Genomic DNA, 10,377 nt, shown 5'->3' with positions numbered 1-10,377 from the left:
CCAACGCCTTCACTCGGGGATCGGCTATGCGACTCCCCTCGAAGCCTACCGAGAGAAGCAGGCGAACCTGACGCTCGCCGCGTGATCACACCGCGGGACCAGTGTCCAAAATTCGCGGGGCAGCCCAAAGCGACCATGCGGGCGATCGTCGTGGACGAGTCCCATGCACGCGAGGTGCGCTTTGGTGCGCTGTATTGCCTTCTGGTACATCTCAACCGCCAGGAGCGGACCGCTGCATACGCGGAGCTGGTGCGATCAGCCGAAGCCGAATTCGGACTGGAGCCTTACTTCGACACCTTCCGCGCGCTCGTGGCCTATGGCCGGGGTATCGGCGGGCAACCCGAACTCCTCCGCGTGGCGATCGACTTCGCGCGGCGCGCGGCGGCGGACCTGCCCGGCCATGTGGGAATCCAGCATCAGGTGGCGATGTTCGCCGTGGACTACCTCGAACTGGAGGGGGCCAAAGCGACGACGGGCTTGCTCGAGGAGGCGGATCGCACCATCAGCCTCGTCCTCTCCTCACCGCAAGGTCGCCGGGCGCATTACTTTGAAACCCGTTCTCGGGTATCCGCGCTCCAGGGCGAATACGGCAGCGCGCGGGTGGCGATCGCCGAGGCTATCGCGGCCGAGCCCGACGACGATCCGGACGTCTATCGGCGACTGGCGCGCTATCAGGCCACACGTGTGCGTATCGATCTTCTCGAGGAACGGGCTCGCACGCACGCCCAGCAGGAGAGTTTCCGGCAGGAGTTGGACCGCTTCCGCACCCAGCAGGTCGAACTGCTCGGGCTGCTCGCCGCAGTGGTCGCGTTCGTAGCCTCGGCCGCGTCCATCGCCGCGCAGTCCGCCAAGGCCGCGGACGGAGCCCGTCTGATGTGCGCGATGGCCGGGGCCGTCATCCTCGTCTTCACCACGTTCGCGTACACCAACGCCTCCCCGCCCTGGGCCCGGGTGATCCCACCGGCACTGCTCGGCGCGGCATTGCTGCTCGTTTCGGTCCTCGTCGGAGGATGATGCATTGCATGAGCCTGCGTGTTCTCGACACGGTCTGTGAGCCGGGCGGGGCGAAGCCGAACGAGGACCGCGTCGGCGCCGCCGCCGATGCGGCTTGGGTCATCGACGGGGCCACGGACGTGTATCCGGAGCCGTTCCTGCCGGCCACCAATGACGTGCACTACCTCGTGGACGGTCTCGGCAACGAGCTTCGCCGCGCTCTGCGGCCAGCGGTTGACGTCGAGCGCACGCTGACCGAAATCTCCGCGGAGATCGGGCGGGACATCCGCGGGCACGGGTTCCCGGCAGACCGTGTCTACCCCACGTGCTCAGTCGGTCTGGCCATTGATCACGGTGGCACCCTTGAGCTTGCGCGGATCGGCGATGCGACGCTCGTGGCAGTCGGTGAAGAAGTGGATTCGGGTGAGGACGCGGGTGTCACAGAGCTGTCGACCGTGTTCTACAACCAGCGTGAGACCGCCGCTGTCCGCGCTGCCGGGCCTCAAGGGCTCGACGCCCAGGACGCCCGCGACGCGTTGCTGCTGCGGCGTCGCGAGTACATCACCGGCGTCCACCCGGAAGGTGTTTTCTCCGGCGACCCGTCAGCCGTGCTCCGTATCCACCGGGTGCGCCTGAAATGGAACGCGGCGCGCCACGTTCTGCTGTGCACTGATGGGTTTGCCCGCGCGATCACGGACTACGGCCTGTACTCGAACTGGCGCGACCTGATCGACGCGGCCTTGCGCGACTCGCTCGCAACCGTCACGAAGGCGATCCGAGATTGCGAACGCCAGCCCGATTTCAGTGCGTCGCGTCGGCACTTCAAACGCAGCGACGACATCGCTGCCGCTCTGTGTGAGAAGAAACAGGGGGCGTGATCCAGGCCGTGTTGGGGCGCGGACCGGATTCCACGCCCGTGGCGCAGTACACCTTATGTTGACGGTTTGGCGGTGCTCACTCACCGTCGTTCCGTGATACTCAAGGGGGGACCCGAAGGCAAGGCCCCACGCTTCCGGCCGCCCGTGTGGCGGGCGGGCGGGACGGTGGGGGAGCACCACAGGCGGAACGGCCGGCCGTGCGCGGACCGGGCCGGTTCCGTGCGGATCGGCTGCGATGCCGCTGTGCCTTGATTCAGGGGGCTGAGGTGGCGGCCGGTCCGGGCGAGGCGCGTGTCGGCCAGGGCGGCCGGGGCGCGGGCCCGGAGGGGCGGCCTCGCCACCGATTCCCCGCTTCCTGCACAGTGAGGTGCTCGTTGTGATGTCCAGACACGCTTCTCCCCAGCCCGGACCGCCGTACTCAGGGCGCGGTTCGGGCTCCTCGGCTTCCGGGGATCTGCCGAATCGCAGGGCCACGATCGCGTTGGCCTGTCTCGGCGTGCTCGTGTCCTACCTGCCCGTGGTCGGCGTCTCCACGGCGCTTCCGGTGATCCAGCAGGCGCTCGACGCCTCGACGGCCGGGCTGCAGTGGATCACTGACGCGTTCATTCTGCCGACGACCGCGCTGCTGCTCTCGTTCGGCGTGATCGGCGATCTGTACGGTCGCAAGAAGATCTACCTGCTCGGCCTGTCCTGCACTTCGCTCGGCTGCCTGCTGGCGCTGACGGCGCACGGCGTGTTCCAGGTCTGCGCAGGGCAGGCGCTGACCGGGGTCGGGACGGCCGCGCTGCTGCCTTCCACCATCGGCCTGATCGCGCACGTCTGTCCGGACCACAACGTCCGGGCGCGGGCGATCGCGGGGTGGACGGCTTGCCTGGGGCTGGGTCTGACGCTCGGTCCGCTGTTCAACGGGCAGATTCTGGAGCACGTGGGCTGGCGCTGGATCTTCCTGCCGGCGCTGGTGCTCAGCGCGGTGACGGCGGTGGTGGGCGGATTCGTGCTCACCGACTCCCGGTCCGACCGGGACCGCCACCTCGACCTGCCCGGGCAGATCCTGGCCATCCTCGGCATCACCGGACTGGTCTACGGGTTCATCGAGGGCGGCGGTACGGCCGGATGGGGTTCGCCGCTGGTGATCGGGGCGTTCGCGCTCGCGGTCATGGCGCTGGCGACCTTCGTCGTGGTCGAGCATGACGCATACCCGATGCTGGATATGCGACTGTTCCATTCGAGCGCGTTCTCCGGCGCCGCGATCGTCATGGCGGTGCTGCTGTTCGCGCAGGTCGGGTTGGTGTTCGCGCTGAGCGAGTACTTCGGCCTGGTGCACCACGCCTCCACCTGGGACATCGGCGTGCGGCTGATCGCACTCAACGGGTTCACGGTCGTGCTCGGGCCGGTGGTCGGGCGCATGATGAACCGGCTCTCGCCGGGGCTCGTGCTCTTCGCCGGCCTGGTGATCGCGGGCATCGGGGCGCTGCTGGTGAACCTGTTCAAGGCCGGGACCGGCACCGGCGAGGCCGCGGCCGTGATCGCGGTGCTGGGCGTCGGGATCGCGCTGGCGATGGCCCCGATCACCACGATCGCGGTCAACGCGGTGCCGCGGCGGCTGGCCGCCACGGCGGGTTCGGCCAACAGCGCGCTGCGCCAGATCGGCAGTGCGCTCGGGCCGGCGGTCTTCGGGGTGATCCTGACCAACCGCACGCTGGCCGCGCTGCCGGGCCACCTGGCCGCCTCGGGGCTCAGCCAGGCCGACCAGGGCCAGGTCAACGGCGTCGTGTCGGCCGTCGGCATCCAGGCGGGCGCGTTCCTGCACCTGAGCACGAACCAGAGCACCGGGCAGGCGCTGACCGCGTACGGCGACAGCTTCACCGACGCGCTGCACACCTGCGCCCTCGTCGGCGGCATCGGGATCCTGGCCGCCGCGGCCGTCTCGCTGCTGATGATCGGGGTGCGTCGGCGCGGCGGCCCGGCGGTGGACGCCGAGTACGACGCGGAGCTCGAGTCCTCGGACCTGGCTACATCAGGGATCTGACGGAAGGGGGGAACCGGGCTTCGCGGCCCGGTTCCTGCCCGACAGCAGCGCGCGCACCGCGTCGATCGTGTCGGCCTGCGCGGCGTCCTTGTCCGGGCGATAGCGCACCACCCGCGCGAAGCGCAGCGCGACGCCGCCGGGGTAGCGCGGGCTGACCTGGACGCCGTCGAGGGCGATCTCCACCACCACCTCCGGGCGCAGATACACCGCCGCTTCGGTACTTCGCACCGCGTACCCGGGGAACGTCGAGGTCTGCCAGGCCAGCAGCTCGTCGGTCAGGCCCTTGAAGGTCTTGCCGACCATCACCGGCGGGCCGCCGTCGGGATCGCGGGCGCCGAGGTGCAGGTTGCTCAGCAGCCCGGTCCGGCGGCCGTGGCCCCACTCGGCGGCCAGCACGATCAGGTCCAGCGTGTGCACCGGCTTGACCTTCTGCCAGGCCTTTCCGCGCCGCCCGGCCGCGTACGGGGCGGTGAGCGACTTGACCACGACGCCCTCGTGGCCGGCCGCGAGGGCGGAGGTCAGCAGCACCGTGGCCTGCTCGGCGTTCGGCTCGGCCACGCCCGGGATCAGGTGGTCCCCGGCGACCCGGCGCAGCGCCACGACCCGCTCGGCCAGCGGCGCGTCGAGCAGGTCGACGCCGTCGAGGTGCAGGCAGTCGAAGAAGTACGGCCGCAGCAGCAGCTCCCGCTCCGACGTGGCGCCGAACCGGCTCATCGTCTCCTGAAACGGGCGCGGCCGGCCGTCGTCGGTCAGGGCGAGCGTCTCGCCGTCCAGCACGACCGAATCGCACGGCAGCAGCCGGGCGAGATCGACGAGCTCTGGCACGCTCTCGGTGATCTCGCGCAGGGTGCGGGTGAACACGTGCACGTCGTCGCCGTCGCGGTGCACCTGGATGCGGGCGCCGTCGAGCTTGTACTCGACCCGGACCGAGCCGAGCTCCCCGATCGCGGCGGCCAGCGACGCGGCCGGGGAGGCCAGCATGGGCCGCACCGGACGGCCGACCGTGAGCCCGAAGTCCGCCAGCGCCTCGGCCCCGCCGAGCAGCGCGGCGGTCGCGGTCTCGGGCAGCGAGCCGGAGAGCATGAAGGCGCGCCGGACCAGGTCGCCGTCCGCGCCGCACGCCTTGGCGATGGCGTCGAGCATCACCCCTTCGAGGGCGCCCTGGCGCAGTTCGCCGACCAGCAGCCGGATCAGGAAGTCCTGCTCCTCGGCGGTGGCCCGGCCGAGCAGGTCGGTGAGCTGCCGCGCCCGCCGCGCCTGGGCCCCGGCGCCGGCGGTCTCGGCCAGCGCGTTCAGTGCCGCGTCCACCGCGGCGACGGTCAGCCCGGGCGAGGCCGCGGGCGGCGGCTCGAGGCGGATCAGGGTACGCCAACCGGTCCCGATCCGGCCCTGCACCGGCGTGCCGGTGAGGAATCCGGTGACGGCGCGGATGGCGGCCGCGCGGTTGGGGCCGCCGGCCGAGCGCAGCGCGGTGGCCAGGATCTCGACCTTGGCCAGCCGGGAGCGGGTGGCGGTGACCCCGGCGGAGGCGTGGACGACGTCGGCGAACAGCACCTTTCCATCCTGCCCGGCGACCCGGCCCGGTGCACGGCGCCCCGCCGCACGCCGCCGCACGCCACGTCACCACCTCCCGAATCGCCGGAAATCCGGGAATTGAGTCATCTCATTATCGTTTCGATATCCCGTGGGCGTGTCCGGCTGATCACGTAGAATGGCCGGACGCAGGTGAGGACCCCAATGATCGAAAGGTGTGCGCGGTGACGATTCCGGAGAAGCCGTCCGTCAACGGCTTGGACGACAAGTGGGCGCAGAACTGGGCCGACACTGGCGTCTACCGGTTCGTACCCGCCGCCGTACGCGAGCAGGTCTACTCGATCGACACCCCGCCTCCCACCGTGTCGGGATCGCTGCACGTGGGACACGTGTTCTCCTACACCCACACGGACATCGTGGCGCGCTACCGGCGGATGCGCGGCAAGCAGGTGTTCTACCCGATGGGGTGGGACGACAACGGTCTGCCGACCGAGCGGCGGGTGCAGAACTACTACGGCGTGCGCTGCGAGCCCACGCTGCCGTACGACCCCGAGTTCACCGCGCCCGAGCAGGTGACGAAGAAGGGACAGCCCCCGGTGGCGCTGTCCCGGCGCAATTTCGTCGAACTCTGCGAAAAGCTCACCGGCGAGGACGAGCGGGTCTTCGAGCACCTGTGGCGGCGGCTCGGGCTCTCGGTCGACTGGTCGATGACCTACACCACGATCGGGGCCAAGGCCCAGCGCGTCTCGCAGACCGCGTTCCTGCGGCTGCTCGCGCGCGGCGAGGCGTACCAGTCCGAGGCGCCCACCATGTGGGACGTGGACTTCCGCACCGCGGTCTCCAACGCCGAGATGGTGGACAAGGACCAGCCCGCGGCGTACCACCGGCTGCGTTTCACGGTCGAGGGCGCGCCCGTGCACATCGAGACCACCAGGCCGGAGCTGCTGCCCGCCTGCGTGGCCCTGGTCGCGCACCCGGACGACGAGCGCTATCAGCCGCTGTTCGGCAAGGAGGCGCTCACGCCGCTGTTCGGCGTGCGGGTGCCGGTGCTCGCGCACCCCGCCGCGCAGGCGGACAAGGGCTCGGGTATCGCCATGGTCTGCACCTTCGGCGACCAGACCGACGTGATCTGGTGGCGCGAGCTGGGTCTGGCCACGCGCACGATCATCGGCCGGGACGGCCGGCTGCAGGAGCTGGACTTCGCCGAGATCCCGTGTCAGGACCCGCAGGCCGCGGCCGAGGTGTACGCGGGCCTGGTGGGCCGGGGCGCGGCGCAGGCGCGCAAGGCGATCGTGGAGCTGCTCGAGCAGGCGGGCGTGCTCGAGGGCACGCCGCGTGCGATCACGCACCCGGTGAAGTTCTACGAGAAGGGCGACCGGCCGCTCGAGATCGTCAGCTCCCGGCAGTGGTTCGTGCGCACCCTGGCCGGCAAGGAAGACCTGCTCGCCCGCGGCGCGCAGATCACCTGGCAGCCCCCGCACATGAAATCCCGCTTCGACGACTGGGTGCGTAACCTCAACGCGGACTGGCTGATCAGCCGGCAGCGGTACTTCGGCGTGCCGTTCCCGCTGTGGTACCCGCTGGACGCCGCGGGCGAGCCCGACTACGCGCACCCGATCCTGCCGGACGAATCCGAGCTCCCGGTGGACCCGCAGAGCGCGGCCCCGGCCGGCTACACCGAGGCGCAGCGCGGCGTGCCGGGCGGGTTCGGCGGCGAGCCGGACGTCATGGACACCTGGGCGACCTCCTCGCTCACCCCGCAGCTGGCCTGCGGCTGGCTGACCGACCCTGATCTGTACGCGGTGACCTACCCGATGGATCTGCGGCCGCAGGCGCACGACATCATCCGCACCTGGCTCTTCTCCACGGTGGTGCGCTCGCACCTGGAGGAGGACGCGACGCCGTGGCGGCACGCGGCGATCTCGGGCTGGATCCTGGATCCTGACCGCAAGAAGATGTCGAAGTCGCAGGGCAACGTGATCACGCCCGAGCACCTGATCGACGAGCACGGCGCGGACGGGGTGCGGTACTGGGCGGCGCTCGGGCGGCCGGGCACCGACACGGCGTTCGAGCCGCAGCAGATGAAGGTCGGGCGCAGGCTGGCCACGAAGATGCTCAACGCGGCCAAGTTCGTCTACTCCTTCGGTGAGCCGTCCGCAGACGCGCAGGCCACCGACCCGCTCGACCGGGCCCTGCTCGCGGTGTTCGCGGACACCGTGGCCGAGGCGACCGCGGCGCTCGAGGGCTACGAGTACACCACCGCGCTGGTGGCGGCCGAGCGGTTCTTCTGGATGTTCTGCGACGACTACGTGGAGCTGGTCAAGGACCGGGCGTATGCGGGCTCGGATTCGGCGCGGCTGACCCTGCGCCGGGCGCTGAACGGGGTGGTGCAGCTGCTCGCGCCGTTCATCCCGTTCACCACCGAGGAGGTCTGGTCCTGGACCCACGAGGGCTCGGTGCACGTCACGGCCTGGCCCGAGGCGTCGGCGTACGCGGCGGCTGACGCGGCGGACTCGGCCGGCGCGGCGGCCGGTCTCGGCTCCTCGCGGCTGCTGGGCCTGGCTTCCGCGCTGATCGGCGCGGTGCGCCGGGCGAAGACCGCGGAGAAGCTCTCCATGCGCGCCGACATCGCCACCGTCGTGGTCACCTGCCCGCCGGAGCAGGCCGAGGCGATCCGCGGCTTCGAGCAGGACGTGCGGGCGGCGGGACACATCGGGCGGATCGTCTACGAGGTCGGCGACACGCTGGACGTCAAGGTCGTGTTGGAGGACTGACGCCCTCGCCGCGCGCCGGGGGAAACACCCTCCCGGCGCGCGGCTTTCGCATCACGTGGTCCTGATACAGGTGGCCCTGCCTCGCGTCGACGAGTACTGACTGCGGCGCTCTCATGTGAGAATCCTGCAATTCCTTGGAAAGCTTGACGTAATATCCCGCGGCGCAGTTGACTGCTGACCAGGCACCCACGCGCCAGGAGGGATCGTCGTCATGTGCGGTATCACCGGTTGGGTCTCCTTCGACAGTGATTCCGGCGAAGGGGATTCCGGAACGCAGCGCGCGATCCTCGCCGCCATGACCGAGACAATGGCCTGTCGTGGCCCGGACGCCTCGGGCCTGTGGGCAGGCGGCCCCGCCGCCCTCGGCCATCGACGGCTGTCCGTCATCGACCTCGTCGGCGGGGCTCAGCCGATGCGGGTGGAGCGGGACGGGCGCGACGTGCTCGTCACCACCTACAGCGGCGAGGTGTACAACTACCGCGAATTGCGCGCGGAACTCGCCGGGCTGGGCCACGAATTCCGCACCTCCAGCGACACCGAGGTGGTCCTGCACGCCTATCTGGAGTGGGGCGAGGAGTTCGTCCACCGCCTCAACGGCATGTACGCATTCGCCTTGTGGGACGCCCGAAGCGAGCAGCTGCTGCTCGTGCGCGACCGCATGGGCATCAAGCCCCTGTATTACTATCCGACCCCCGACGGCGTGGTCTTCGGCTCCGAGCCCAAGGCCATCCTCGCCCACCCGGCCGCCTCCGCCGTGGTGGACCGCGAAGGCCTGGTCGAGATCCTGAGCATGGTCAAGACCCCGGGCCTGGCCGGCTACCGCGGCATGAGCGAGCTGCGGCCCGGGCACCTGCTGCGGGTGCGGCGCGAGGGGCTGAGCACCCGGCGCTACTGGGGGCTCGAGGCCCGCGAGCACCCGGACGACCTGCCCACCACCATCGCGCACGTCAGGGAACTGCTCGACGACATCGTGCAGCGGCAGCTGATCTCGGACGTGCCGCTGTGCACGCTGCTCTCCGGCGGTCTGGACTCGAGCGTGATCACGGCGCTGGCGGCGAGGTTCCTGGGCGAGCAGGGCCGCGGCCCGGTGCGCTCCTTCGCCGTCGACTTCGCCGGCCAGAGCGAGAACTTCCGCGCCAGCGACGCGCGCGGCACCCTCGACACCCCGTACGCGCACGCGCTGGCCAAGCACGTCGGCGCCGACCACGCCGACGTCGTGCTGAGCACCGCCGACCTGAGCGACCCGGAGAACGCCGCGAGCGTCCAGCACGCCCGCGACCTGCCCGGCATGGGCGAGGGCGACACCTCGCTCTACCTGCTGTTCAAGGCGATCCGCGGCCACTCCACCGTCGCGCTGTCCGGCGAGTCCGCGGACGAGGTGTTCGGCGGATACCCCTGGTTCCACGACGAGCGGCTGCTCGCGGCCCAGACCTTCCCGTGGATCGCCGCGATGTCCATGTTCGCCGGCGGCCCGGTGCGCACCACCCGCCTGTCGTTCCTCGCGCCCGACCTGGTCCGGCAGCTGGACGTGCCGGGCTACGTCGAGACCCGCTACCGGGAGTCGATCGCCGAGGTGCCGGTGCTGGACGGGGAGAGCGCGAAGGAGCGGCGGCTGCGGGAGATGAGCCACCTGAACCTGACCCGCTTCGTGCAGATCCTGCTCGACCGCAAGGACCGAGCCAGCATGGCCGTGGGCCTGGAGGTACGCGTGCCGTTCTGCGACCACCGTCTGGTCGAGTACGTGTTCAACGCGCCGTGGGCGATGAAGTCCTTCGACGGACGCGAGAAGTCCCTGCTGCGCGCCGCGACCCGCGACCTGCTGCCGGACGAGATCGCGAACCGGGTCAAGTCCCCGTACCCGACCACCCAGGACCCGAGCTACGCCGAGGCCGTGCGCACCCGCCTGCGCGCCCTCGCCGCCGAGCCCGCCTCGCCCGCCCGTCCGCTGCTGAACCTCCCCGCCATCGAGGACGCGCTCGAGCACGCGTCCGGCCCGGACGTGCGCAACGCCGGGGAGGTCGTCCTCCAGCTCGACGGCTGGATGCGGCACAACGAAGTCACGATCGAGCTCTGACACCTCGGCTGGCGGCGGATATCAGGCATGATCGATCCATGGTAGGCAGAAAGCGCGCGGTGGCCGCACGGTGAGCGGGGCGGGCGGCACGGGTTC

General features: G+C 70.7%; 6 protein-coding genes. 5 read left to right on the top strand and 1 reads right to left on the bottom strand.

All coding sequences use genetic code 11. The annotated features are described in order from the left end of the window. The first annotated feature begins 135 nt into the window (after positions 1–135). The 3 genes from KDL01_RS34445 to KDL01_RS34435 all read left to right on the top strand — a co-directional run bounded on the left by KDL01_RS34445 (position 136) and on the right by KDL01_RS34435 (position 3,900). Positions 136–1,014 (top strand): hypothetical protein, encoded by an 879-nt coding sequence (locus KDL01_RS34445; protein WP_212532881.1) that lies wholly within the window; start codon positions 136–138, stop codon positions 1,012–1,014. 8 nt (positions 1,015–1,022) lie between these two features. Then, positions 1,023–1,871 (top strand): protein phosphatase 2C domain-containing protein, encoded by an 849-nt coding sequence (locus tag KDL01_RS34440; RefSeq protein WP_212532880.1) that lies wholly within the window; start codon positions 1,023–1,025, stop codon positions 1,869–1,871. A gap of 379 nt (positions 1,872–2,250) precedes the next feature. Continuing rightward, on the top strand, positions 2,251–3,900 hold the full coding sequence (locus KDL01_RS34435; protein WP_212532879.1) for an MFS transporter: 1,650 nt from the start codon (positions 2,251–2,253) through the stop codon (positions 3,898–3,900). Here KDL01_RS34435 and KDL01_RS34430 read toward each other — a convergent pair. Continuing rightward, on the bottom strand, positions 3,889–5,454 hold the full coding sequence (locus KDL01_RS34430) for an ATP-dependent DNA ligase (protein WP_212532878.1): 1,566 nt from the start codon (positions 5,452–5,454) through the stop codon (positions 3,889–3,891). The genes KDL01_RS34435 and KDL01_RS34430 overlap by 12 nt on opposite strands. Before the next feature lie 209 nt (positions 5,455–5,663). Between KDL01_RS34430 and valS the strand changes: the two genes are divergently transcribed. Further along, positions 5,664–8,207, top strand: a complete 2,544-nt coding sequence (gene valS, locus KDL01_RS34425) for a valine--tRNA ligase (RefSeq protein ID WP_438802007.1) — start codon at positions 5,664–5,666, stop codon at positions 8,205–8,207. A gap of 211 nt (positions 8,208–8,418) precedes the next feature. Further along, the gene (gene asnB, locus KDL01_RS34420) at positions 8,419–10,281 is read left to right on the top strand and encodes an asparagine synthase (glutamine-hydrolyzing) (RefSeq protein WP_212532876.1); all 1,863 of its coding nucleotides are present in this window, start codon (positions 8,419–8,421) and stop codon (positions 10,279–10,281) included. Positions 10,282–10,377: the final 96 nt, after the last annotated feature.

This window comes from Actinospica durhamensis (genome assembly GCF_018139695.1).
Lineage (GTDB): Bacteria > Actinomycetota > Actinomycetes > Streptomycetales > Catenulisporaceae > Actinospica > Actinospica durhamensis.
Note: the sequence above shows the minus strand (reverse complement) of the source record. Positions and strands in the feature narration are given on the sequence as shown.